Source organism: Streptomyces sp. NPDC050564, from assembly GCF_044457265.1.
In the GTDB taxonomy this organism is placed as follows: Bacteria; Actinomycetota; Actinomycetes; order Streptomycetales; family Streptomycetaceae; genus Streptomyces.
In genome coordinates this window covers 23,408-45,294 of record NZ_JBITGS010000045.1, presented here as the reverse complement: position 1 = coordinate 45,294, position 21,887 = coordinate 23,408, and the positions used below count along the sequence as shown (strand labels likewise).

The following is a 21,887-nucleotide window of genomic DNA, read 5'->3' as shown; positions in this document are numbered from 1 at the left end:
TCCAGTCCGTGGATCCTCGTGTCCCCATGCGCAGGACCGGCTGTCTCGATGCGCAGGCTCCGGCCCGCGGCCGGAGCCGCGTGCGTCTGCGCAACGGTGTGCGGACTGATCGCCGTGAGGCACGCGGGTCCCGCGCCGGTCTTCGGCCTGGAACGTGTAGCCGAGCAGGTGGCCTGTCGCAGGCCCATGGTCGGGTCTGTGGTCGGGCCCGACCATGGGCTTCGTATCCCCATCGTGACCGTGGTCGGGGTCTCGTGGTCGGTGGTCGGGTCGGGGTCGGCGGGTTTTCTCAAGGTCGGCAATCAAACGTTCTGACCTGGGAGTTTGACCATGTCTCCTGGCAAGCAGGCCTCCAAGAGCGAGGCCGCTGCTCCGATGGCCGCGGGCGCTCGGCTGGAGCAGATGCGGCGCCGCGTACGCGTTTCGCGCCTGGTGGTCGTGACCGCCATCGCGGCCGGCCCCATCGCCCTGGGCGTCGCTGTCACCTCCACGCCGGCCGTCGTCGAGGCGGCCACGCCGACCAAGCCCGCCGCCGTGCGCACCGCGGCGGCCACCGCCGACCCCGGCGGCTATGCGCAACTGTTCCTCGGCGCGTGGCTGCGCAGCAGCGCCGGCGCCGCCACGAGTGCGCAGGCGCGGCTTGCGCAGTCGATGGCGCCGGACGTCGATCTGCCCGACCCGGTCTCCGGTGCGCAGTCGACGCCGGAGTCGGTGACGACGGTGCGCAGTGCGCAGGGCGAGGGCGGCACGTGGTCGGTGACGGTGGCTGCGCAGTACGCCGACGGCCGGGTGCGCTACTACGCCGTCCCCGTGGCCGCCAACCACGCGGGCAGCTCGTTCGCCGTGATGGGCGCCCCCGCCGTGGTGGCCGGGCCGGCGCGCGCTGCGACACCGAAGTCGGCGTACGGAGTGACCGTGCCGTCCGGTGATCTGTCCTCCGCCGTCGGGGAGTTCCTCGCCGCGTATCTGACCGGGGCCGGTGAGGTCGACCGCTATCTGGCGCCCGGCGTGAAGCTGTCGGCCGTCACCCCCGGGCCGTACGCCGCGGTCACGGTGGCGCAGGTGTTCGCCGTCGACAAGGTGGCGGCTGCCGAGCAGGTGCCGGCCGACGGTAGCGAGGTCCGCATCCTCGCTGAGGTGGAGGCCCGGGACGAGGACGGGCGGTGGCCGCTGGCGTACGAGCTCGCCCTCAAGGCCCGCTCGGGCCGGTGGGAAGTCGCGGCGCTTGATTCCGGGACCGTCCAGGACGGGGGTGCCCGATGAACGCGGTGCACAGCGTGGTGCTCGCCGGGCAGTTGAGCGATCTCGGTGACTCGTGGATCACGATGTTCAAGGACTGGGCGACCAAGGGTCTGCAGGCCGGTCTGGTCTGCCTCGTGGTCGTCATCATGATCCAGAAGTTCTCCTTGAAAGCCGGGATCGGCGCGCTGCTGCTGATGATCATCGCGCTGGGTCTGTACAACGCGCGCAACGACCTGGCGAATATGTTCACCGACGAGGTGAAGAACCCTGCCAAGGGTGCGCCTGCCATCCCCGGCCTTGTGCGCGGTACCGATCCCCTCGTGCGTGACCACTTTGCCAGCGCGGGAGGCTGGCTGTGAGCGCCGCGGCCGCCGGGCGGGTGGGGCGCTTTTATACCTCCGCCCGCCGCCATCCCTGGGTGCTGGGCAAGGTCGCGGACTGGCGTATCCCGCTCGGGCCTTACACGCCCGCGCAGATCGCGGTCGCCGTCGGCGGCGGCTTCCTTCTGGTCAAGACCATCAGCTGGTGGTCGTGGATGGGACCTGTCCCGATCGCGGCGTGGGTGCTGGCGATCTGGGCGGTGCGCCGAGCAACGATCAAGGGCCGCGCTCCGATGCAGGCGGCCCTGGGCTGGGCGCTGCTCGGATGGCAGCCGCGCGGCGGACGGATCGGCGGCCGGGCCGCCCGCGACCGCGCTCCCCGCGCACTGCTTGGTGGCTTCAGCATTGAGGAGGCGCTCGCCCCCGCCGCAGGGGCCGCACCGGCCCGTGCGCCGCGGCGGCCTGCCGGCCGGACACCGGGCCCAGCAGCACAGCGCCCGTCTGCTCGTCGGCGCCCGGCGCCGGCGGCTCCCGCGACTGCGGTGCGGCCGGTGTCGGGTGTGCAGCAGCTGCTCGCGCTGGCCGAGCAGGGGGGTGTGCGGTGAGGGTGCCGATCCGTCACATCGCCGGGCATCTGGTGTGGTCGACGCACGGCAGCGTGTGGGCCGTCTACCGGCTGCACCCCGGCCCGGATGCGCAGGGTCGCCGCGAGGAGAGCGTCCGGGGCACGTACGTGCCGGCCGCGGTCCGCGATGAACAGTTCGCCAAGATCACACACTTGATCCGCTCTCTGTCCGGGGCGCCGCGTCTGTTCGGCATGTGTGCGCAGGTTGATCCGGGTGAGATCGCCCTGCGCATGATCGAGGGCATCGAGCCGGCCGACCAGGTTCCGGGCGAAGTGCATCCGTGGGTGGAAAACGTCGAAGCGACGCTGGATCTGCTGGACAGCCAGGAGATGCACCGCCGCACCCTGTGGCTGGCGGTGCCGCTGCAGAGCGAGACAGCCGGCCTGCGGGTGTCTGCGTCGCTCGGCGCGGCGTGGGCGGAGCTGGCCCCGACGCTGGGCATGCGGGCCGCGCCCGTGGCGCGCCGCGACGTGAGCGCCTACCGCGAGCAGGCCTTGCGGGCGGAGGCCGCCCTCGCCGGCGGCGTCGCCTTCCGCCCGGCCCGCCCGGCGGAGATCGTATGGATGATCCAGCACGCCCTGCACCGCGGTCTGACCGAGCCGCTGCTGGCCGAGGCCGAGAGCAGCGATCTGTACGGCGGGCAGATCCGCAAGGGCGTGCTGCACTCCCCCAGCTACGCCGACCTCGGTCAAGTCCGCCTCCAGGAAGGCGGCATCGACCCCGCCCTCGACGACGTCGAGGACCTGGGGCGCGCGGATCAGATAACGCGGTCGGGCCGCACGGCCTGGTGGCGGATCAAGACGGCCTCCCCGCTGCGGCGGCGCTGGCTGCAGGTCGAGTCCGACGCCGGCGTGGGCTATCAGGCGCAGCTGGCGCTGGCCGAATGCCCGCCCGCGGTCAGCCAGGACGCCGCCGACCTGTTCGCGCAGTTGGAACTCCTGGACTTCCCCGTCGACTACACCGTCGACCTCACCCTCGTACCCGCGGAGAAGGCACGGGACCAGGTGCGGCGCAAGAAGAACGAGCTCATCGACCAGGCCGACCAGTACGACGCCCGCCCCACCGGCATGCCCGCCTCGCTGACCGAGGCCGCCCATGATCTCGGCGAGCTGGACGCCCGGCTCTCGCGTACCTCGGTCGAGGTCGAGGTGCAGTCGGTGACCGTGCTGACCGTGTGGGGGCCGACCGCCGCGATCTGCGACGCCCGCGCCCGTGCGTTGGCGGCGCTGCTCGGCGGCGCGGACTACCGGGCCGTGCGCCCGGCCGGCCTGCAGGAGGCCCTGTTCACGCTCGGCCTGCCCGGCACGGTGCGGCCCGGTGTCATACGGGAGTTCACGCAGCATCAGGTCTCCGAGGACTGGGCGCTGTCCGGTGCCTTCACCGTGGGCGAGGTCGGCGACCCGAACGGCATGTTCCTCGGCATCGACCTGGACTGCGGCACCACCCGCCCCGTGATGATCAACGTGGCCGATGCGCCGAAGCAGGACGCGAGCGCTTCGATGGGGATCGTCGGGGATCTGGGCGCGGGCAAGAGCGTCCTTCAGAAGCTGATCGCGGAAGCGGTGTGGGCGCGCGGCGGCTGCGCGATCTGCATCGACCGCACCCCGGTCCGTGAGTGGGCCACCTTCGCGCGCAGGGCCGCGAAGGGCCGCTGTCAGATCATCGACGCCGCCCAGGCCGAGGTGTCGATCGACCCGTTGCGCATGTTCGACGGCCCCGAAGGCCGCCACTACGCCCTGTCCTACCTCACCCTGCAGCTCGGCATCGGCCCGATGAGTACAGGCGGTGAAGTCCTGCACCACGCCGTCGAGCAGGCCGCCGCCAGCGACGCCCCCTCCATGCACCGCGTCCTTGAGGTCCTCGAGGAGATGGCCACGCGCGAGGCGGGCAAGCGGCAGGACGCGGCCGCCACCCTCGCCGGCCTCATCCGCGTGGTGGCCGGCAACTCGCTCGCGGCGATGGTGTTCGACCCGACGCTGCCACCGGTCCGGCTGGACGCCTCCAGCGCCTCCGACATGATCGTCATCACGACCACGGGGCTGAAGCTGCCCCCCAAGGCCGCGTTCGACAAGCCCGAGGTTCTGCACCAGCAGCCCCTGGAGGCGCTGATCGGGCGTGCAGTGCTCTACCTGATCGCCGCGATCGCCCGGCAGACCGCGTTCGAGGACCCCGAGCGGTTCACCGCGGTGGTCCTCGACGAGCTGTACTGGCTGACCAGCTCGGCGGAAGGCACCGCCCTGGTCCACGAAATCCTCCACGACGGCCGCAAGCACGGCGCCGGCCTGCTCGCCGGCTCCCACGACGCCGAGGAACTCGGCCCCGATCGCGGGCTGATGGCCTACCGGGCACTCGCCCGCACCGCGGACCGCGAACGCGCCCGCCGCGGACTGGAGTTCGTCGGGCTGGATCCCCACGACGGCGAGTTGCTGCGGCTGGTGACCACCGGCCTGTCCCCGGTCGGCCAGAAGGGCCGCGAGGGCGAGTTCCTGCTGACCTGCCCCCGGCAGAACACCGGCCGGGTCAAGGCCGTCATCCCCCGCATCGCGCGCATCGCCACGTCCATCACCACCACACCGGGACGCCGCACGAGCCCTGCCTCGCACCCGGGTTCAGCGTCCTCGCCGCTCGCCGGTGAGGCCGTCGATGCCCGTCCAAAGGAACGCCTCTGATGACTTCCTCTTCCTGGGACCGCTCCCGGCGCGTCGCCTCGGCCGCGAGCGTCCTCACCGTGATCGCCATCGCCGTCGGCGTGCTCGTCCTGGCCCTCGGGATGAGCGTGCCGGAGCCGTGGTGGCCGCACACCGGGCAGGCCTTCGCCACCGACGCCCACTCCGCGCACCAGAACCCGTGCGGCCTGATCGTGGGACCTGCCAAGGCCTACTGCGAGCGCGGCACCATGAACTCCGCCTCCACCGAGCACCACGGTGCCACCGGGGCGGCGTGGAGGCTGGTGCCGGCCAGCGCAGGCCTGGCCGCCCTCGTTGTGTGGCGGCGCCGGAGCGCACCTGGGCAAAGGCGGCGCTGAATGTTCCGTCCAGACCGCGGCACCCTCCGCTCGGCCGGCTTCGTGGCGCTGCTCACCGGCGTGTTCGTCATGGTGAACAGCCAGGTCGTGTACGCGGCGAGCAGCAACAGTGAGACCGGAGACCTCCTTGCCCCGCTGAACATCACCTCCTCCGAGGGGGTGCCGATCAACGGGTACGAGCTGAACGCCGAGGGTGGCTCCATCGTCGCCTTCAAGTCCCAAGCCCTGTCCTTCGCCCTGTCCGGTCTGTTCACGCTGATCCGGCTGCTGGTCGGACTTGCCGGGTGGGCGATCGAACTGGCCTTCCGGTTCCCGCTGCTGAAGATCCTGATCCGTCCGGCTCAGAAGGTCGCCGACACCTACAACAGCGTCGTCGTCGACACGCTCGGGCTGAAGGGTGTACTGCTGGCCTGGGCGTTCGTGTTCGCCGGATTCATGATTGTGCGCGGCAAGGTCGGCCGCGGTCTGGGCGAGATCTTCCTGACCCTGCTCATCGGGGCGTTCGCTGCGTCCGCGTTCGTCCGCCCCGACTACCTGCTCGCCCAGGACGGCCCGCTGGGCCAGGGCCAGCAGGTGGCCGCGGAGGTGGCCCAGCAATCCGTCAACTCCTACGACTGGGGCGGCAAGCTCGCCAGCAAGGGCCCCTGCGACGGTATGGCGGGCAACGCCGAGATCAAGTGCCTTCAGCGGGAGGGCGAAGGCCCCGTCTCTTCCGAAGAGGTGGCCCGCCCGATTCAGGACTCGATCACCAACGCGTTGATCGTCAAGCCGTACATGCTGCTGCAGTACGGCCGCATCCTCGACCCCGCCAAGGGCTCCGACCGCAAGGCCTACGCCATTCACCTGAAGTGGATCACCGGCGGCTACAAGCCGAAGTCGACCTCCTCGGAGAAGGCGAAGGACGCCTGCGGCCTGTTGCGCGGACCGGCCAAGAAGTACTGCGAGCGCGGCGTCGACGGCGAGTCGAGCAGCAGCGACGCGAGCAACCGTCTTCCGGAGCTCACCCCCGGAGGCGAACTCCTCGACGCCTCCAATGCGATCGTCACCAACGAGGACCGCTCGTTCCATGCCTTCCTGCAGGACATGAAGAAGGCGGGACCGGTCGGCAAGTCGTGCGCCGCGTACGCCGAGGAGCCCACCTGGTGGCGGGTCGGTGGCGCCGCCCTCCTGCTCATCGCCGCGCTATTCATCTGCGGCATGCTGCTCTCCAGCGCCATCGTGTTGCTGGGCACGCAGGGGATCTGCGCCGCGGCCGCAGCCGCCGGCGGCGTCACCTTCATCGCCGGCATGCTGCCCGGCCCCGCGCGCCAGTCGGTGTGGAAGTGGCTCTCCCTGTGGGGGATCGCGATCCTCGCGCTGGTCGGGATCTGCGCGTTCGTGCCGTTCTTCGGCATCGCCGTGGACGCCACCATCACCCACGGTCCCGACCTGATGGTGGAGCGGATCCTGCTGATCGACGTGCTGGCCATCGCTGGCGCGGCGGGGCACCGCAGACTGCTGACCGGGATCACGTCCTTCGGCCGGCGCATGGCCATGCGGATGCGCTACGCCAAGGTCGGCGGCACCCACATGCCGGGCGACACCTCAGAGCTCGGCGCGGCGCTCGCCATGAACTCCCCCGCCGCTCTGGGCGGCTTGGGCGGTGGGCTGCGCTCCTTCACCGGCGGCGGCCGGTTCGGGATGCTCGGCACCCGCCAGCGGCTGATGGGCGCCCTCACCTCCCTGTTCGACGGCGCGGGCATGCCGGTCGACACCGGCGGAATACTCGCCGACGCCACCGCGGAAGCGAGGCGCGGTCTCGCACCACTCACCGCAGCGGCAGCAGGTGCCGGGCTCGGCGCGCGGCTTGGCGCGAAGGGCGCCCACTGGCTGCTGATCGGCAGGCGACCGGACAGGGAACAGCTGGCCAAGTGGCGCAAGCCCACCGCCGACGGCGACCCGCACGCCGGCGGCCCGTCGGGCACTGGACCGGGCGGTCCGGGCAGCGGCGGGCCACGCAGGCCCAGCGGCCCGCCCGACCGGTACCGCAACGAGCAGGGCCAAGTCGTCGACCGCAACTCTGGTCAGACGCTGCACGACCAGAACAGTGACCGCACCCTGCTGTCGACCCGCGCGCACAACCGGCTTGTCCGCTTCCGCGGATACCGCATCCTCAACCGGGGTGGCCGCCTCGCCTACGGAGCGACGGTCGGGCTGCCGGCCAACGTGCGGCGGGCCCGGCGGGGCGGGGCGCGGTACCGCCAAGACGCCGGTCAGCAGCGGCGTGTGTGGGGCAACACCATCCGCGAAGACGTCCGGGCCTGGGCAGGCGGGGCCGGACAGGCCGCCCCCACGCCCGTGCCCACACGCCCGACCACCCCCTCCAGCAGCCTGCGCCTGTCCACACCCCCGCGAAACAACCCGCCCCGTCCCTCCCCCACAACACCGCCTCCTGCTCGGCGCCCCTCGCCCACTTCACCCCCCACCCCGCCCCCTGCCCCGGCGACCCCGCCGCGGCCGTTCGCGCCGCCCCGGCCCACCCCACCACCCAGGCCCGTCGTGCCGCCGCGGCCGACGACGCCGCCCCGGCAGACACACGATCCTGCGGACCTGCGGCGCCGCGTCATCGAACGCCTGGGGGGCGGCGACCCCGAGGTGCGCCGCCGGCTCCTGGACGACCTCAACCGCTCTCACGCCGACGGTTCGCAGCCCCGGCCACTGGAAGGCGACGAGGGGGGTGAGGGCTCGTGAGCCGCAGCAGCCGGAAGGCTAAGTTGGGCTGCCTGGGCGTGATGCTGCTGTTTGCCGCCGTGTGCTGCGCCGCCCCCGTCTCGAGCGCCATCGGCGCGGTCGTCGCGCTGCAGAGCGGCGCTCAGGACGAGGGCGGGATTGCCGAGGGCGGGACAGCGGCGGACATCCCGCCGCGCATGCTCACCGCCTACAAGACGGCCGTCCAACAGGTCGGCCGGCACGTGCCCAAGTGCCAGGGCATGCGCTGGCCGATCCTCGCCGGGATCGCCAAGGTCGAGTCCAACCACGCCGTCGGCCGGAACATCGCCGCAGGCGGTGACATCCGCCCGAAGATCTACGGGGTACTCCTCAACGGCTCCGGCGCGGGCGGCAACACCACCGTCTTCCCGGACACCGACAACGGCCGCTGGGACGGAACCGCTAGCGGTGAGCGGGCCGTCGGCCCGTTCCAATTCCTGCCCTCCACATGGGAGGGGATCGGCAAGGACGCGAACGGCGACAAGAGTGCCGACCCGCACAACGCCGACGACGCAGCCCTCGGCGCCGCCATCTACCTGTGCGGAGGCGGCCGTGATCTGACCCGGCGCTCCCAGCTCAAGTCGGCGATCCTGCAGTACAACCACTCAGGCGAATACCTCTCGAATGTGCTGGGCTGGATCGACCAGTACACGGCGGCCGCCAAGGACCCGGACCTGAAGAACGTGTCCGGGAAGGTCCGCGCCGTGATCGAGGCGGCGCTCTCCCAGCGAGGTGTGCCCTACTCCTGGGGCGGCGGCAACGCCAAGGGCAAGTCCTACGGCTTCTGCTGCTCGCCCGCCGGCAAGAGCGGCGCGAACATCAAGGGCTTCGACTGCTCGGGGCTGACCGTGTACGCGTACGCGAAGGCAGGCATCAGCCTGCCGCGCACCGCGGCCGCCCAAGCCTCCTCCGGCCAGCGGATACCAGCCAGCCTCGGCAAGAGCGCCCTCAAACCCGGTGACCTCGTCTTCTACGCCTATGCCCCGGGCCGCGATTCCACGATCTACCACGTCGGCATCTACGTCGGGAACGGCCAGATGGTCAACGCCGCCCGCCCCGGCACCGTCGTCCGCCTGGACGCGGTCGACGCGATGTCCGGCTACGCGGGAGGGGCCCGACTGCTATGACCACATCCTCGCCGCGCTCACCGCGCCTGCTGCTGACCGCCACTGTTGTCCTGGCCGTGGCCGGCCTGGTCCTCCTGGCCCTGCCGCACGAGCCGAGCGCACCACCTTCCTCGACTCCACCGCCCGCGGCCGCCCCGGCATCGCGACGCTCAGCAGCCTCCCCCACCGAAGGCCCTGTGGAGAGCGGCGCGCCCGCGGCCGCCACGCCGACGGAGCCTGCCGGCGCGTCGGCGCTGCCGCCGCACGGAGAGGGCATTGCCGGTGATCGGGCCATCCAGCAGGCGCTGGAGGCCGCCTGGCCCGCCGACCTTGCCGCCCAGGACGAGCGGCAACTGCTCGCGGCCGGCCGTGACCTGCTGGGGGCGGACGCCACCGGGATCGGCCGCGCCAAGTGGCCAGCGGTCTTCGGTGATCCGGACCAAGCGGTCGCGCCAGCGTTCGCGTCATCCCGCTTCCGGATCCAGGCCGCCATCGCCCGCCGCGACGACCGCGATGACCGGGCGGTGGTGCACCTCGTATGGGCGGGCGCCGACCGCGGCGGCACCTACACCGACGGCCGCATCACCGACCTCCACTTCACCCGCACGACCTCGAAGAAGGGAGCCTCCACGTGGACACCGCAGCCCCGTACGTGATCGGCCAGGCCGATGAGACGGCGGCCGGACAAGTACTCGGCCTGCTCACCCACCTGGCCAACGCCGCCGACTGGCTCTACGACCACTGGTATCTGCTCGCCCTGGCCATCGCTGTGACCTGGGGCGTGGGGGAAGCCGTGGTGCGCCGTCTCGCGGCGCGGGCCTCGGCCGACCGGATGGCCCTCGAGCTCGTACCCAACCGGCACTTCGCCCCGGGCCTGGAAGAGATCTTCCGCCGCGGAGTACAGCTCACCCGCGCGTCCACGGCCATGCCCTGGTGGGCGCCGCGAAGGGCGAAGACGGTGCAGATCCGGTTGCGTGCGGACGGCTCCAGCCCGCTGCGCTACCGAGTCGAAGGCCCGGCCGGCGGTGAACGGCTGCTGTTCATCACCCCGTTCGGGCCGAACGTCACCGTCAACCGGGCGAGGCCGATAGCCGATGAGCCGCGCAAGCACACCGTGCGGGCCGAGTTCATCCTGCGCGGCAAGCTCACCTCCCCGCTGCGCGAAGTCCCGCTGGACCCCGACCCGCTCCAGCCGCTCGTCGACGCCGTGTCCGATCTGCGCGCGGAACTCGGCGACCTCGCCGAGATTCGACTCGACATCCAGCGCGCCCCCAAGTGGGCGCTGCAGGCACGCCGCCTGCAGCTGATGGGCACCGCGCGCCGCACCGAGCGGCGGGAAGCCCGACGCGCCGCCCGCTGGCTGCGGCAGGACGCGAGCGGCTCCCTGGGCTGGCAGCTGCAGCAGCTGCTCAGCGACAAGCCCGCAGGAAGCGTCGGGCGGCGGCTGGTCATGCCGACCGTGCCGCGCCGGATAGAGCCGACCAAGGCGCTGGGCAAGCTCGCGGAAGACGACCACCTCGTGCGGGTCCAACTGCTCGTGATGTGCGCGTCGAACACCGAAGGCCGCGCGCAGGCGCGGCTCGCCCAACTCCAGGCCGCCTTCGACGTGTTCGGCGGCAGCTCCCGGTGGGCCATGCGCGGGTGGCGCCTGGGGCCGTGGCGGGTGGGCGCTGACCACTGGCCCACGCGGCGTGGTTTCGAGCGCCGCTGGCAGCTGGGACACTGCCGGCCGCCGCGCGCGAACTGGGTCCGGCTGGAGGAGCTGACCGGCCTGCTCAAGCCCCCCACCACGCACTGCCGGCTGCCGCTGCTCGCCAAAGACCTGCCGACCTTCGCCTTCGGCGAGCCGACGTTGCTGCTGCAGGGCATCCACCGGGGCCCCAACGGCCGGGAGCGCCTGGTCGCCACCTACGCCGAGGAGACGCTGTTCGAGGTCGGGGTGGGTAAAGCAGGCGGCGGCAAGACGGAGCGGGCCCTGGCGCAGGCAATCGGCTGGGCACACGCCGGCGGGGGGCTGATGTTCCTCGACCCGCACCGCGACTCCTGGCCGCGCGCCACCACCTTCCTGGCGCACGAGACCCTCATGCAGCGGATCGCGCTCATCGACCTGAACGGCCTGGGCCCCTGCCCGCGGGTGAGTTCGTGGAATCCGCTCGGCATGCACCAGGGCCAGGCGGCGCACGAGGTCGTCGAGGCGGTCACCGACGCCTACGCCTCCGCGCTCGGCTGGGACGACGCGAACGCCCCGCGCGCGATCACCATCCTGACCGCCGCACTGACCGTCCTGGTGGCCATCAACGAGGCCGCCTGCCAGGCCGGCCGGCCCGAGGACCAGGCCACGATCTTCCACGTGCGGGCCATGCTCACGGACGCCGCCTTCCGGAAGGCGGCGCTCGCCGCGACGGCGGGCCGCGTGGAGGAGATCCGCTCTTGGTGGCAGGTGGTGTTTCCCACCTTGCAGGCCGACGCGATCGCTGTGGTCCTCAACCCGATCGCCCGGCTGTCCGCCAACCCGGTCACCCGTGCGTTCCTCGGCCAGCCAGTCGGCGTCTACAACATCCGTGCGGCGATGGACCACCGGATGATCGTGTGGGTGTGCCCGGGCGGCAATGGCCCCACCGACCGGCTGCTGACCGCGCTGCTCGCCCGCGATCTGCTGCGCGCCGTGCGCTCCCGGCGCGATACCCCTGAGGACCAGCGGGTGCCCTTCCGCCCGTACTTCGACGAGTTGATCACGCTGACGGGTGCGGCCCCGGAGACCATCGCCGCCATGTTCGAGGACTTCCGCAAGTACAGGTGCCAGGTCCACGGCATGACCCAGCTGCTGGCCCGCCTTCCCACTGCGGTGCGGCTGTCCTTGGTGCAGAACGCCTCCACTCTGGCCACCACCGCCGGGTCGAAGTCGGCGATCGCGCCGATCACCGCGGAGTGGGGCGACAACCCCAGCCCCGACGAAGTCGCCACCGTGGAGCGCTTCGAGCACTACGTCTCCATGACCGTGCACGGGCGCCGGGTCGGGCCGGTGCAGCTGCGCGGACCGCACCTCGACGCCGTCTTCGCCGCTCAGGCCCGACCGCAGAAGGTCGACGCACTGGAGCAGGCCGCCCACGCGAACGCCGGGGCACTCCCCTTGGACCAGCTCACCGCTCGCGCCGCCCGCCAGGAGGGCCGCGTCGCCGCCTTTCTCGCCGAGCACGCCCCTGCCGGCACTACCTCCGTACATCTGTCGAAGGGATACCAATGACCACCGCCCAGCGTCCGAAGGCCCGTGCTGCAGCTGGTTTCACGCCCAGCCCTGTCGAGCCGCTCGCGCACCAGCTCCTGACCGCGCTTGCTCAGCACCGGATGGCCACCACGAACCAGCTGCACGTCCTGTTGCGGCCCGACCGCTCCCGCCAGTCGGTCTCGGAGCGGCTGAACGAGCTGCGCCGCGAGCGCCTGGTCGAGTTCGTCGTGCTGCCCCAGGCCCATCGCACCCGGGTCTGGTACCTCACGCCGAAGGGTGCCCGCCTCACCAGGGACTGGCCTGCCCTGCGCGGCCGCCCTCCGTATCCGATCACCTCGGCCACGGCCGCCTCACTGAAGACCCCCCACACCCTCACGGTTGTCAGAACCCACTTGGCATTCGTCGCCGACGCCCGTCGTCGCGGCGACGAACACGGTCACCTGGACTGGACGCCCGAGGTCTCCCACGCGATCGGCGACGGTGAGAGGGTCGTCGCGGACGCGGTCATGCACTACACCCTCATCGATGACCAACAACGCCGGAAGCTGAGGGCGTTCGTCGAGGTGGACCGCGCCACGATGGGCGCCGAACGCCTCGCGTCGAAGCTGATCGAGTACGCCCGGTTCTGGTCCTACGAGCCGCAGCCCGTCGGTCGCCGGCGGCAAGCCGCCGGTGCCGTCTGGCTGCGGTGGTATCCGTTGTTCCCACGGGTGTTGTTCGTGCTGACCGGCGCCTCTCGGCAGACGCTGGACAACCGAATCAGCGACCTGCAGGCCATGGCCGCCCAGCACCCGCTCGTTGCCGCCCTCGCCCGTGAAGTACCGCTCGGCGCCGTCGTTCTCGACGACCTCGAAGAACACGGGCCCACCAGAGACGTGTGGGTGCCGCTGGGCGGCGGCGAGCCACGCCCGTGGACCGAACTGTGATTCCGCGCATCCGGCCCGGCCGGATGCTGCGCCACTGCGGACCTCCGGAAACCCCTTGCCATTTGCTCACGCGAACAATAAATTTACCGTCGCACAGACGAACATGCGCTTCAAGCAGCCCTGTGGGCACCGAACTTAGGGATGTCAGATGACACACGCTACCAGCGAGATTCGCAGCACCAAAGTGTTCCTTGACGACGCATGGCCCATCCGGACGCAGGCCGTCTCGTACGTCGGGAACGCCTGCGTGGTCGAGGGGGTCGATGATTTCGATCTGGACGACCTCAAGAGGGTGCGCCACCACTACCCGGACCGGCGGGTCACCCTCGACGGCCACGTGATCACCGTGTGGCCGACCTCCCCCACCCGACCGGCGAGAGTCACCTCCGCCGGCTCCCATCGGCGGGATCACGGTACCTGGCGTGCGTGCCACCGAAGGTTGAACGGGATAGCAAATGCACAGAGCTACTTATCGACTTCCGGTTTCGAATGTGACCAGAAACATCACGAGTTGTACGAGTCAACTCGACTTACACGCTGGGAAGTTGACTGGCATATGCGTAATCTTGCGGCTACGGAAACGCATCACCGCAGGCTGGATCAGGTCGCGGAAGTGAGCTGTCGTGCGTCACCAGCCGAGGCAGCGGTCATGGCGCACCGCGTTGTACGGGGAGAGAGCATGACTCGAGAACCACGCCGACTGGCAACAGGACGCACTACTCTTCGCATTCGAAAGCGCGTAACCGTCGTGCTGATCACCGGCGGCTTGATGGCGCTGACCGCATGCGGTAGCAGCGACGATAGCGGTTCCTCCTCCAAGAGTTCGCCGCCGGCCAGCACGTCGGCCCCTGCGGCCACGTCGGCGAGCCCGGATCCGCAGGCCCAGGCCAAGGACGAGGTGCTCAAGGCGTACGACGCCTTCTGGGACGAGCAGGTCAAGGCGTACGCGCAGGCCGACATCAAAGGCACAGACCTGAAGAAGTACGCCACGAAAGCGGCCCTCGGCGGCGCGATGGGCGACGTGTTGGTCATGAAGAAGGCCGGCACGGCTACCACGGGTGCCCCCACGCATCGAGTAGAGGTCACGTCGCTGACGCACTCCGGCGAGACCCCCGAGGCCAGCATTCAGGACTGCCTGGACATTTCGAACTGGAAGACCATCAGGAAGAAGTCGGGGAAGGTGCAGCCCTTCCCGTCGAATCAGCCGTTGCGTTACATCACCACGGCGAAGGCGGAGAAGTGGGGGAAGCAGTGGATGATCACGGAGCTGACTCCGGAGGGGGACCGCACATGCTGAGACGATTAAGGCTCACGGTTCTGCTGTCCACGGCCGTGATCTCTGCTGCTGCGGCAACACCAGCAGCAGCCGACGACGATCCCGTCATCGGCGGAGCCTGCCCAGGCACAAGCAAGTTCGTGACGGTCTGTCGCCAAGAGCCTGGCTCCCCGGGAACTTCCGGCAAGCAAGACGGCTCCTCCGACAAGGACTCGGGCAAGGGAAACGGCAAGCCGTCACCCCAGACATGCGCCGTTGAACGCCTGGACCCGCAGCCGCCCGCCAGCGACCCAGTGTGGGGCGGACACAAGCCGGGCGACGGAGCGATCTACGAACGGGTCTGCTTCAGTGACGCCCTGGGGGCTGCAGCGGGCGCGAACGTGGTCCCGCAGGTCTTCTGGGCCGCCCAGGCCCCCGCAGTCAACGTCGATCCGGAGCAGCTGGCCCGGGAGGCGGTCGACAAGATGCTGTTGACCGGCCCGTCCATCGCTAGTCCGCGCGCGGCAGGCAAGTACATCGTCGGCGTGCCCCTGTGGATGTGGGTCAACCAGACTCCCACGACGTACGGGCCGAACACCGCTTCCGCAGGCCTGGCCGGGGTGACCGTCACTGCCACCGCCAAGGTCAGCAAGATCGTGTGGAAGCTGGGCGACGGCGAGTCGGTGGCGTGCAACGGGCCGGGCACGCCGTACGAGGCATCGTTCGGGAAGCAGGAGTCGCCGACCTGCGGCCACACCTACACCCGCACGTCGGCCTCCCAGTCCGGCGGCAAGTACGCGGTGACCGCGACGGCAACGTGGACGGTCGATTGGCAGGTGGCCGGAGGCGGTGGCCAGACCGGCCAGTTCACCGAAGTCCGGCAGTCCCAGATGCAGGTGGCGATCGGCGAAGTGCAGGTTGTCGGGTAACACCCCGAAGGGAAACGAGCGTTGAGCAAGACGAAGGAACGCACACCGAACGCCGCTCCGGGCGGGATACCACCGCAGGGCCTCGGAGCCGGACCGGTCGCGCCTCCCCGCGTTTCGGCTCGCAGGCGCAGGCCCGGCATGATCGCCCTGTCGCTTGCGCTGATCGCCGCGGGCGGCGCCGGTGTTGCCGTGCTGCTGCTCCAAGTCGGCCACCGTACGCAGGTCGTCACCGTGGTGCGCGACGTGCAGGTCGGCCAGGTCCTCACGGAACAGGACCTGGGCCAGGCGTCCATCTCCCTGGACCCGGCCGTAAAGACGGTGAAAGCCGATGACCTTTCCTCGGTGGTGGGCAAGCGGGCCGCGGTCGAGCTCAAGCCCGGCTCCCTGCTCACCCCCTCGCAGGTGACGAAGGACTCCCTGGTCAAAGCAGGCGAGCAGTTGGTGCCGATCGGGCTCAAGCCCGAACAGGTGCCGGCCACCGCGCTGGTACCGGGCCAGAAGGTGCAGCTCGTCCATGTACCGGCGCAAGGCGAGACGGCGAAGGAGTCCGGCACTGCGCCGGAGTCGATCGCGGGACGGGTGGTGAAGGCGTCCAAGGCCGCTCCCGGCACGGGGATCGTGGTCGTCGACGTCGCCACCTCCGCCAACGACGGCCCGACCGTCGCCTCGTGGGTGTCTTCCAGCACCCTCCGCCTGGTCCTTGATGCGCAGGACGGCAGCTGATGAGTGTGATTGCGCTGGCTGGCTGCAGCGGCGCGCCCGGAGTGACCACCAGCGCGCTCGCCTTGCTGCTGACCTGGCCGCTGGAGCCGGGCCGGAAGATGATCCTGGCGGAGTGCGACCCGGACGGCGGCGCGGTGCTGCACGGGCTGCTGCAGGGCACCCTCGGAGACCGGTATGGGCTGCGGAACCTGTCGGTGGCTGCCCGCAAGGGCGAACTGCAGGAGGCATTCTGGCGCCAGCTGATCGACCTGAGCACCGAGGAGGGCAGTAAGAAGGAGTCGCCTCGCGACCGGCTGCTGCTGCCGGGCGTGACCGACCCTGCCCAGGCGGCCGGGCTCGGCCCGGTGTGGGAGCCGCTGGCGGACATGCTCACCGGCATCGACGCCCTGCCCGTGCACGGCCATGACGTGCTGATCGACCTGGGGCGCAGCGGAGCCTTCGGACCGTCTTCCGTGGTCCTGGCGCAGCGTGCGGACGCGGTGATCGTGGTGGTGCGCAACACGCTGCGCTGTCTGCAGGCCGCCCAGGCCCGCGTGGAGGCGTTGGAGGAGCGTACGGGCAACGTCGGGCTGATCGTGATCGACGAGGGCCCCTACCCGGCTGGTGAGGTGCAGCGGGTGCTGCGGGTTCCGGTGGTGGCGACGCTTCCGTACGCGCCCAAGGAGGCCAGGGTGCTGTCCGACGGCGCCGAACAGCCCCGCCACTTCACGAAGTCGGCGCTGATGAAGGCGGCCCGGACGACGAGTGCGCTGCTGGTGCAGCGGGCCGCGGCGCGCAAGGCCCGGCTCGCTCCCCGCAACGCGGGTCCTGCCGGAGACGGGCGGGTGAGTCATGCGCGGTAAGCCGATCCACTCCGATCCCTCCGTGCAGCCGCTCCGGGTCAACGGCCATCCGCTGCAGGACGGTTGGCCGGCGCAGGCCGCCACTGCGCCCGCTGAGGGGGCCGCATCAAGCCCACAGAGGCTCGGCAACGCCGTGCCACAAGTCACCGTCGACTACACGGTCGCCGGGCACATCAAGTCGCAGGTCGCCAAGCAGCGTGAAGAGCTCCTCAAGACCAATCCGATGATGGACCGGGCGACCGAGGAGCAGCTCTGTCTGCGCTGGATCAACGACGCGGTGGCACTGTGGTCGGATGCCCAGGCCCTCGAGCGGGGCGTCAACCCGACGCCGGCCGAGGACGATGCGCTGCGTCGCGCCGTGTACGACCTGCTGTTCCGCGCTGGCCGGTTGCAGCCGTACCTGGACGACCCGGATGTGGAGGACATCTTCATCCAGGGGCACGACGAGGTGTGGCTCGACTACGGCAACGGACAGCGCAAGTTCGTGGGGGCGATCGCCGACTCGGAGGAAGAACTCCTGGAACTGCTGAGGGAGTTGGCCCGGGAGTCGGGGCACAGCGAGCGGACGATCTCCACGGCGAACCCGCTGCTGGCGCTGGCGCTGCCGGACGGCTCTCGGCTGCAGGCGATCACCGATGTGAGCCCGGTGACCTATGCGGTCATCCGCCGCCACCGGGTCGAGCACGCCGATCTGAACGACATGATGCGGCTGGGCACGATCGACCCGGTTCTCAAGGAGTTCCTGGCCGCCTGCGTGCGCGCCGAGAAGAACGTGATGATCGCGGGTAAGCAGAAGGTCGGCAAGACCAGCCTGTTGCGGGCGATGCTGAAGGAGTTCGACCCGGAGACCCGGTTCGCGACCATCCAGACCGAGGACGAGCTGCACGCGCACACCAACGGTTACCACCGTCAGGTCGTCTCGCTGGTGGCGCGCGAAAGCAATGGTGAGAAGGATGTCACCGGGCGCGGGGCCGGGGAGATCTCGCTGCTGGACCTGATGCATCCGGCGCTGCGGATGTCGCTGGAGCGGATCGTGGTGGGGGAGGTCCGTGGGCCGGAAGTCGTCGCGATGATGCAGGCGTTGACGAACGGTGCGGGCGGCAACCTGTGCACCATCCACGCGCGTCGCCCCGACATCGTCTTCGACCGGATCGCGGAGCTGTACGCGCTCGCGCAGGGCAACTTGTCCGAGCAGCTCGCGTACCGGCAGATCGCCAACGGCCTCGATTTCATCGTCTACGTGTCGATGGTCGACGAGACGCAGATCGGTGGACGCAGGCACCGGTTCGTCTCGCACATTGTGGAGGTCACCGGCATCGGCGAGTCCGGGCGCCCCGCCACCAACGAGATCTTCGCGCCGCGCCTGGACATCGGGGAGGTGCGGGCGGTGCCGCACATGGATCCGGCCTGTATCGACGATCTTCGCCGGGTCGGCTTCGACTCCCAGCTGCTGCAGCACGTCTACGGAGCCTGGAGCGGGCCGCTGCCGCTGAAGGTGAGGAGCGCATGACGCTGCTGTGGGCGCTGCTCAGCGGCATGGCCGTGGTGGGCGGCGTGATCGGCGTGGTGGCCGGACTGGCCGGGACCACCGCGCCCCGTAAAGCCCCGCTCGTGCAGCGGTGGCGCGCTGCACGGGCCGAGCAGGTGCGCTCCAAGGACGCCCGCATGCGGCGCCGCACCCTGGCGGCGGCCGCGGCCGGGCTGTGCCTGACGGTGTGGCTGATCTCGGGAAACTTCGTGGCCAGTGCCCTGCTGGGCGCGGCCGTGCTCGGGGTGCCCTGGCTGGTCGCCCCCGCCCAGGTGGCGCAGGTCCGCATCGGGCAGTTGGAGGCGTTGAGCGAGTGGACGCAGCGGCTGGCCGGGCTGCTCCGCCTGGGCATGGGCCTGGAACAGGCGATGATCAACAGTCGGAAGGGGGCCCCGGAGGAGCTCACCGAGCAGATCATCAATCTTTCCGACCGGCTGCGGCTGGGTTGGCGGCCCGAGGAGGCGCTGCGGGCCTTCGGCGACGAGCTGGACGACATCACCGCCGACAAGGTGGCGGCTGCGCTCATCCTGTCGGTTAGCGACCGCGGCCCGGGCCTCGCCCAGGCGCTGGAGGACCTCGCCGCCACGGTGCGCGACGAGGTCGCGGGCAAGCGGAACGTGGAGGCAGACAGGGCCAAGTCGCGGACCACGGTGCGGTGGATGACGTTCATCACGCTGGGGATCATCGTCGCCGGGTTCTTCGTGCCCTCCTACACCGCCCCGTACTCGACGCTGCTCGGGCAGTTGGTGCTGGCGTTCCTGACGGCCGGGTTCATCGCCACGCTCGCCCTCATGCGGTCGCTGGGCACGTTCCGGCGGGTGGCGCGCTTCCTGATTCCCGATCCGCGCAGCACGGTCCGCTTGCCGGCCCTTCCTGCTGTCCTCGACTCCACTGCTGAGCGCGAGGCGGAAGGGGTACCCGTCTGATGAACCTTCTTCCCACGGTGCTCGCCGGGGGCGCGGTCGGGGCCGGTGTGGCGCTGCTGGTGCGTGAACTGCTGCGCCCGCAGCCCGCCTTGGCGGCCGCTCTGGAACGCAGCGCGCCGGGCCGGCTCACCCTGCCCGAACCGGAGCTGGACCGCGACGAGGTGTGGGGCCGGTGGCTGCTCGCGCGGCTGGGTCGCCTGCCCGGTGTGCGCATCCCCACCAAGAACCTCGCCCTGCTCGGGCAGGGCCCGGGCCGGTTCATGCTGATCAAGACGTCGCTGGCCGCGCTCGGTCTGCTGTGCCCGGTGCTGGTGACCATCCCGTGGATCATCGCCGGGATCTCCCTGCCCTTCTACGTGCCCGCCGTGGTCGGCCTGGCCGCGGCCGGACTGCTGTTCATCACCCCCGACCTGGCGGTGCGCGACCAGGCCAAGCGGGCGCGGGAGGAGTTCGCCCACGCCCTCGCCGCCTACCTCGACCTCGTCGCGTTGAAGCGGGCCGCGGACGCAGGACCTGCCGAGGCGCTGGAGAAGGCGGCCGCGGTCGGCCGCGGCTGGCCCTTCCTGTATCTGCAGGGGGCGCTGCGGCGGGCCCGGCTGGAGAAGATCCCGCCGTGGCAGGCCCTGAGCGATCTGAAGGACGAGTACGACCTGCCGGTCCTGGACGACGTCGCCGACATCATGCGCGGCTCGGCGACCGACGGCGCCGCCGTCTACCAGGCCCTCAAGGCCCGCACCAAAGCCTTGAACACTGAGCTGCTCGCCGCGCAGGCCGCCGAGGCGAACGCCGCCAGCGAGAAGATGACCGCCCCCGGTGCCCTGCTCGCGGTGCTGGTCATGCTCCTGATGGCGTTTCCCGCGGTGATCCGCATGCTCACCGTCTGACCGGATCTGGATTCCCAACTCTGTGGAGGAGCACCCCTCATGAAGTACACCGCCGCCCGTTCCTACCGCGCCGTGCGCCGGCTGACCACGCGCCTGGAAGACGGGCTGAAGGAAGCTGCCAGGCGCCCGGACCGGGGCGACATCAGCATCACCACGGTCATCATCTGGGTGGCCGCCGTCACCGGCGCCCTGGTGATCGCCGGGACGATCGCCGTGGTCATCGCCAAGTACAACGGCAACCTGGCCGGCATCTGATGCAGCGCACGGCCCGGCTCAAGGCTTGGTGGAAGGGGCGCCGGTGGCACGACGACCGGGGGGATGCGTCGATCCAGATGGCGATCGTCTACCCGTTCGTGCTGCTCGCCACGATCGCCGTGATCCAGGCCTCCATGTGGTACTACGCGCGGCAGATCGCGCTGACCGCCGCACGTGAGGGCCTGGCCGCCGCCCGCTCCTACCAGGCCTCCCCCGCCGACGGAGCGGCCCGCGCGCAGGAAGTGCTGGGCCGCACGGCGGGCGACAGCCTGCGCGGCGCGGGCGTCTCCACGGCCGGGAGCAACGGCCAGCGGGTGCGGATCCAGGTGTCGGGGATCGCGCAGTCGATGCTGCCCGGTGTTCCGGGCCTGAGGGTCACGCAGTCGGCTTCTGGCGCTGTGGAGCGCTGGACCGTCCCAGGAGAGCAGTGAAGTCCGTGCTGAGCAGGGTGCGTTCGGGGCCGCGCGATCGTGGGAGTGCCGCGATCGAGGCCGCCATCATTGTCCCGTGCCTGCTGATGTTCCTGTGCCTGGCCATCGCCGGCGGCCGGCTCGCCACGTCCGGCGCGAAGATCGACGCTGCAGCCGAGGACGCGGCCCGCGAGGCATCCATCCACCGCACCGCGGCCGCCGCCCAGGACGCCGCGTCCACTGCGGCCGCGGAATCCCTCGACGACCAGGGCCTCAAGTGCGCCAGCCGCAACGTGAACATCAACGCGAGCGGGCTGAACGTACCGGTCGGCCAGGTCGCCACCGTGACGGTCACCGTCACCTGCACGGTCAACCTCTCCGACCTGCTGCTTCCCGGCGCTCCAGGAGCCCGCACATTGGAATCGACGGCCACCTCGGTCGTGGACCAGTACCGGCAGCGAGACAACTGATGCGCACACCCCGGCCCTTCGCCGGCCATGTGGACGACCGCGGCGGCGTCACCGTCTTCGTCGCCATCTGCGTCGTCGCGCTGCTCGGCATCATCGGCGTGGCCGTCGACGGCGGCGGCAAGATGCGCGCCACCGAACGCGCCGACTTCATCGCCACCGAAGCCGCCCGCGCCGGCGGACAGGCCATCGACCCCGCCCAGGCCGTGCCCGGCAACGCCATCACCGTCGATTCGCAGGCCGCCCAGGCCGCCGCGCAGGCCTACCTGCGCTCCGCCCACATGGCGGGCACGGTGGCGGTGTCCGCGGACGGCAAGACGCTGACCGTCACCACCACGGGCTCCTACGACACGAAATTCCTGTCCGTGGCCGGGATCGGCTCCCTGTCGGTGACCGGCCACGGCACGGCCACCCTCCTGCACGGCGTCACCGTCCCCGAAGGGCCCTGA

The 21,887-nt window shown here is 70.8% G+C and carries 21 protein-coding genes; all 21 read left to right on the top strand.

The window, feature by feature from the left end; genetic code table 11:
- Positions 1–330 precede the first annotated feature (330 nt).
- The 21 genes from ACIBK0_RS43970 (at position 331) to ACIBK0_RS43870 (ending at position 21,887) form a co-directional block, all read left to right on the top strand.
- Positions 331–1,263, top strand: a complete 933-nt coding sequence (locus ACIBK0_RS43970; RefSeq protein WP_399093511.1) for a conjugal transfer protein — start codon at positions 331–333, stop codon at positions 1,261–1,263.
- The gene (locus ACIBK0_RS43965; protein ID WP_399093508.1) at positions 1,260–1,601 is read left to right on the top strand and encodes a hypothetical protein; all 342 of its coding nucleotides are present in this window, start codon (positions 1,260–1,262) and stop codon (positions 1,599–1,601) included. The genes ACIBK0_RS43970 and ACIBK0_RS43965 overlap by 4 nt, the downstream gene beginning before the upstream one ends.
- Positions 1,598–2,167, top strand: a complete 570-nt coding sequence (locus tag ACIBK0_RS43960; RefSeq protein WP_399093505.1) for a hypothetical protein — start codon at positions 1,598–1,600, stop codon at positions 2,165–2,167. The genes ACIBK0_RS43965 and ACIBK0_RS43960 overlap by 4 nt, the downstream gene beginning before the upstream one ends.
- On the top strand, positions 2,164–4,857 hold the full coding sequence (locus tag ACIBK0_RS43955; protein WP_399093502.1) for an ATP-binding protein: 2,694 nt from the start codon (positions 2,164–2,166) through the stop codon (positions 4,855–4,857). The genes ACIBK0_RS43960 and ACIBK0_RS43955 overlap by 4 nt, the downstream gene beginning before the upstream one ends.
- Entirely contained in the window at positions 4,857–5,213 is a 357-nt protein-coding gene (locus ACIBK0_RS43950; protein WP_399093499.1) for a hypothetical protein, read from the top strand. The genes ACIBK0_RS43955 and ACIBK0_RS43950 overlap by 1 nt, the downstream gene beginning before the upstream one ends.
- On the top strand, positions 5,214–7,943 hold the full coding sequence (locus tag ACIBK0_RS43945) for a hypothetical protein (protein WP_399093497.1): 2,730 nt from the start codon (positions 5,214–5,216) through the stop codon (positions 7,941–7,943). It begins immediately after the preceding gene.
- Positions 7,940–9,088, top strand: a complete 1,149-nt coding sequence (locus ACIBK0_RS43940; RefSeq protein WP_399093494.1) for an NlpC/P60 family protein — start codon at positions 7,940–7,942, stop codon at positions 9,086–9,088. The genes ACIBK0_RS43945 and ACIBK0_RS43940 overlap by 4 nt, the downstream gene beginning before the upstream one ends.
- Positions 9,085–9,723 carry a hypothetical protein gene (locus ACIBK0_RS43935; RefSeq protein ID WP_399093491.1) on the top strand — a complete coding sequence of 213 codons (639 nt, stop codon included), beginning with the start codon at positions 9,085–9,087 and terminating at the stop codon, positions 9,721–9,723. Before ACIBK0_RS43940 ends, ACIBK0_RS43935 begins: the two co-directional genes overlap by 4 nt.
- On the top strand, positions 9,699–12,311 hold the full coding sequence (locus tag ACIBK0_RS43930) for an ATP/GTP-binding protein (protein ID WP_399093488.1): 2,613 nt from the start codon (positions 9,699–9,701) through the stop codon (positions 12,309–12,311). The genes ACIBK0_RS43935 and ACIBK0_RS43930 overlap by 25 nt, the downstream gene beginning before the upstream one ends.
- A complete protein-coding gene (locus tag ACIBK0_RS43925; RefSeq protein WP_399093485.1) occupies positions 12,308–13,219 on the top strand; it encodes a replication-relaxation family protein in 912 nt (303 codons plus the stop codon). The genes ACIBK0_RS43930 and ACIBK0_RS43925 overlap by 4 nt, the downstream gene beginning before the upstream one ends.
- Positions 13,220–13,988: 769 nt before the next feature.
- Positions 13,989–14,516 (top strand): hypothetical protein, encoded by a 528-nt coding sequence (locus tag ACIBK0_RS43920; RefSeq protein WP_399093482.1) that lies wholly within the window; start codon positions 13,989–13,991, stop codon positions 14,514–14,516.
- Positions 14,510–15,403: an ATP/GTP-binding protein gene (locus tag ACIBK0_RS43915; RefSeq protein WP_399093479.1), complete on the top strand. Its 894-nt coding sequence runs from the start codon at positions 14,510–14,512 to the stop codon at positions 15,401–15,403. Before ACIBK0_RS43920 ends, ACIBK0_RS43915 begins: the two co-directional genes overlap by 7 nt.
- A 21-nt stretch (positions 15,404–15,424) precedes the next feature.
- Complete coding sequence (locus ACIBK0_RS43910) at positions 15,425–16,126, top strand: SAF domain-containing protein (protein ID WP_399093476.1); 702 nt, start codon at positions 15,425–15,427, stop codon at positions 16,124–16,126.
- Entirely contained in the window at positions 16,126–16,968 is an 843-nt protein-coding gene (locus ACIBK0_RS43905; RefSeq protein WP_399093473.1) for a hypothetical protein, read from the top strand. The genes ACIBK0_RS43910 and ACIBK0_RS43905 overlap by 1 nt, the downstream gene beginning before the upstream one ends.
- Positions 16,958–18,478 (top strand): CpaF family protein, encoded by a 1,521-nt coding sequence (locus tag ACIBK0_RS43900; protein ID WP_399093470.1) that lies wholly within the window; start codon positions 16,958–16,960, stop codon positions 18,476–18,478. The genes ACIBK0_RS43905 and ACIBK0_RS43900 overlap by 11 nt, the downstream gene beginning before the upstream one ends.
- The gene (locus ACIBK0_RS43895; RefSeq protein ID WP_399093467.1) at positions 18,475–19,422 is read left to right on the top strand and encodes a type II secretion system F family protein; all 948 of its coding nucleotides are present in this window, start codon (positions 18,475–18,477) and stop codon (positions 19,420–19,422) included. The genes ACIBK0_RS43900 and ACIBK0_RS43895 overlap by 4 nt, the downstream gene beginning before the upstream one ends.
- Positions 19,422–20,306, top strand: a complete 885-nt coding sequence (locus ACIBK0_RS43890; RefSeq protein WP_399093464.1) for a type II secretion system F family protein — start codon at positions 19,422–19,424, stop codon at positions 20,304–20,306. Before ACIBK0_RS43895 ends, ACIBK0_RS43890 begins: the two co-directional genes overlap by 1 nt.
- A 39-nt stretch (positions 20,307–20,345) precedes the next feature.
- Positions 20,346–20,561: a hypothetical protein gene (locus ACIBK0_RS43885; protein WP_399093461.1), complete on the top strand. Its 216-nt coding sequence runs from the start codon at positions 20,346–20,348 to the stop codon at positions 20,559–20,561.
- Entirely contained in the window at positions 20,561–20,992 is a 432-nt protein-coding gene (locus ACIBK0_RS43880; protein WP_399093458.1) for a TadE family protein, read from the top strand. Before ACIBK0_RS43885 ends, ACIBK0_RS43880 begins: the two co-directional genes overlap by 1 nt.
- Positions 20,989–21,441 carry a TadE family protein gene (locus tag ACIBK0_RS43875; protein ID WP_399093456.1) on the top strand — a complete coding sequence of 151 codons (453 nt, stop codon included), beginning with the start codon at positions 20,989–20,991 and terminating at the stop codon, positions 21,439–21,441. The genes ACIBK0_RS43880 and ACIBK0_RS43875 overlap by 4 nt, the downstream gene beginning before the upstream one ends.
- A complete protein-coding gene (locus tag ACIBK0_RS43870) occupies positions 21,441–21,887 on the top strand; it encodes a pilus assembly protein TadG-related protein (RefSeq protein WP_399093453.1) in 447 nt (148 codons plus the stop codon). Before ACIBK0_RS43875 ends, ACIBK0_RS43870 begins: the two co-directional genes overlap by 1 nt.

What these genes read in the sequence shown, in the direction of transcription:
- ACIBK0_RS43890 (WP_399093464.1), top strand. Translation starts at nt 19,422, where the DNA reads ATGAACCTTCTTCCCACGGTGCTCGCCGGGGGCGCGGTCGGGGCCGGT.
- ACIBK0_RS43905 (WP_399093473.1), top strand. Translation starts at nt 16,126, where the DNA reads ATGAGTGTGATTGCGCTGGCTGGCTGCAGCGGCGCGCCCGGAGTGACC.
- ACIBK0_RS43915 (WP_399093479.1), top strand. Translation starts at nt 14,510, where the DNA reads ATGCTGAGACGATTAAGGCTCACGGTTCTGCTGTCCACGGCCGTGATC.
- ACIBK0_RS43880 (WP_399093458.1), top strand. Translation starts at nt 20,561, where the DNA reads ATGCAGCGCACGGCCCGGCTCAAGGCTTGGTGGAAGGGGCGCCGGTGG.
- ACIBK0_RS43945 (WP_399093497.1), top strand. Translation starts at nt 5,214, where the DNA reads ATGTTCCGTCCAGACCGCGGCACCCTCCGCTCGGCCGGCTTCGTGGCG.
- ACIBK0_RS43870 (WP_399093453.1), top strand. Translation starts at nt 21,441, where the DNA reads ATGCGCACACCCCGGCCCTTCGCCGGCCATGTGGACGACCGCGGCGGC.
- ACIBK0_RS43970 (WP_399093511.1), top strand. Translation starts at nt 331, where the DNA reads ATGTCTCCTGGCAAGCAGGCCTCCAAGAGCGAGGCCGCTGCTCCGATG.
- ACIBK0_RS43950 (WP_399093499.1), top strand. Translation starts at nt 4,857, where the DNA reads ATGACTTCCTCTTCCTGGGACCGCTCCCGGCGCGTCGCCTCGGCCGCG.
- ACIBK0_RS43935 (WP_399093491.1), top strand. Translation starts at nt 9,085, where the DNA reads ATGACCACATCCTCGCCGCGCTCACCGCGCCTGCTGCTGACCGCCACT.
- ACIBK0_RS43895 (WP_399093467.1), top strand. Translation starts at nt 18,475, where the DNA reads ATGACGCTGCTGTGGGCGCTGCTCAGCGGCATGGCCGTGGTGGGCGGC.
- ACIBK0_RS43900 (WP_399093470.1), top strand. Translation starts at nt 16,958, where the DNA reads ATGCGCGGTAAGCCGATCCACTCCGATCCCTCCGTGCAGCCGCTCCGG.
- ACIBK0_RS43885 (WP_399093461.1), top strand. Translation starts at nt 20,346, where the DNA reads ATGAAGTACACCGCCGCCCGTTCCTACCGCGCCGTGCGCCGGCTGACC.
- ACIBK0_RS43920 (WP_399093482.1), top strand. Translation starts at nt 13,989, where the DNA reads ATGGCGCTGACCGCATGCGGTAGCAGCGACGATAGCGGTTCCTCCTCC.
- ACIBK0_RS43965 (WP_399093508.1), top strand. Translation starts at nt 1,260, where the DNA reads ATGAACGCGGTGCACAGCGTGGTGCTCGCCGGGCAGTTGAGCGATCTC.
- ACIBK0_RS43925 (WP_399093485.1), top strand. Translation starts at nt 12,308, where the DNA reads ATGACCACCGCCCAGCGTCCGAAGGCCCGTGCTGCAGCTGGTTTCACG.